We start from the raw sequence: 1,415 nt of genomic DNA, 5'->3' as shown, positions 1-1,415 counted from the left end.
ACACAGTGGACGCGAGCAACTGAGGACAAGCCCTCGGCCTATTAGTACCAGTCAACTCCACCCGTTACCGGGCTTCCATATCTGGCCTATCAACCCAGTCGTCTACTGGGAGCCTTACCCTCTCAAGGAGGTGGGAATACTCATCTCGAAGCAGGCTTCCCGCTTAGATGCTTTCAGCGGTTATCCCTCCCGAACGTAGCCAACCAGCCATGCCCTTGGCAGAACAACTGGCACACCAGAGGTTCGTCCGTCCCGGTCCTCTCGTACTAGGGACAGCCCTTCTCAATATTCCTACGCGCACAGCGGATAGGGACCGAACTGTCTCACGACGTTCTAAACCCAGCTCGCGTACCGCTTTAATGGGCGAACAGCCCAACCCTTGGGACCGACTCCAGCCCCAGGATGCGACGAGCCGACATCGAGGTGCCAAACCATCCCGTCGATATGGACTCTTGGGGAAGATCAGCCTGTTATCCCCGGGGTACCTTTTATCCGTTGAGCGACGGCGCTTCCACAAGCCACCGCCGGATCACTAGTCCCGACTTTCGTCCCTGCTCGACCCGTCGGTCTCACAGTCAAGCTCCCTTGTGCACTTACACTCAACACCTGATTGCCAACCAGGCTGAGGGAACCTTTGGGCGCCTCCGTTACTCTTTAGGAGGCAACCGCCCCAGTTAAACTACCCATCAGACACTGTCCCTGATCCGGATCACGGACCCAGGTTAGACATCCAGCACGACCAGACTGGTATTTCAACGACGACTCCCCCTGAACTGGCGTCCAGAGTTCAAAGTCTCCCAGCTATCCTACACAAGCCGAACCGAACACCAATATCAAACTGTAGTAAAGGTCCCGGGGTCTTTCCGTCCTGCTGCGCGAAACGAGCATCTTTACTCGTAGTGCAATTTCACCGGGCCTATGGTTGAGACAGTCGAGAAGTCGTTACGCCATTCGTGCAGGTCGGAACTTACCCGACAAGGAATTTCGCTACCTTAGGATGGTTATAGTTACCACCGCCGTTTACTGGCGCTTAAGTTCTCAGCTTCGCCCGGACGAATCCAGACTAACCGGTCCCCTTAACGTTCCAGCACCGGGCAGGCGTCAGTCCGTATACATCGCCTTACGGCTTCGCACGGACCTGTGTTTTTAGTAAACAGTCGCTTCTCGCTGGTCTCTGCGGCCACCCCCAGCTCGAGCAGCACGTGCTCTCACCAGGCGTGGCCCCCCTTCTCCCGAAGTTACGGGGGCATTTTGCCGAGTTCCTTAACCATAGTTCACCCGAACGCCTCGGTATTCTCTACCTGACCACCTGAGTCGGTTTAGGGTACGGGCCGCCATGAAACTCGCTAGAGGCTTTTCTCGACAGCATAGGATCATCCACTTCACCACAATCGGCTCGGCATCAGGTCTCAGCC

Annotated in this window: 1 rRNA gene (running past one end of the window); it reads right to left on the bottom strand. The window is 56.3% G+C overall.

Features of this window, described 5'->3' with window-relative positions:
- Positions 1–21: 21 nt before the first annotated feature.
- Positions 22–1,415, bottom strand: a 23S ribosomal RNA gene (locus ABZ910_RS36150); it runs 1,766 nt beyond the window's last position.

The sequence above is a fragment of the Streptomyces sp. NPDC046805 genome, assembly GCF_040645355.1.
In the GTDB taxonomy this organism is placed as follows: domain Bacteria; phylum Actinomycetota; class Actinomycetes; order Streptomycetales; family Streptomycetaceae; genus Streptomyces.
This window is presented reverse-complemented; position numbering and strand designations above follow the sequence as displayed.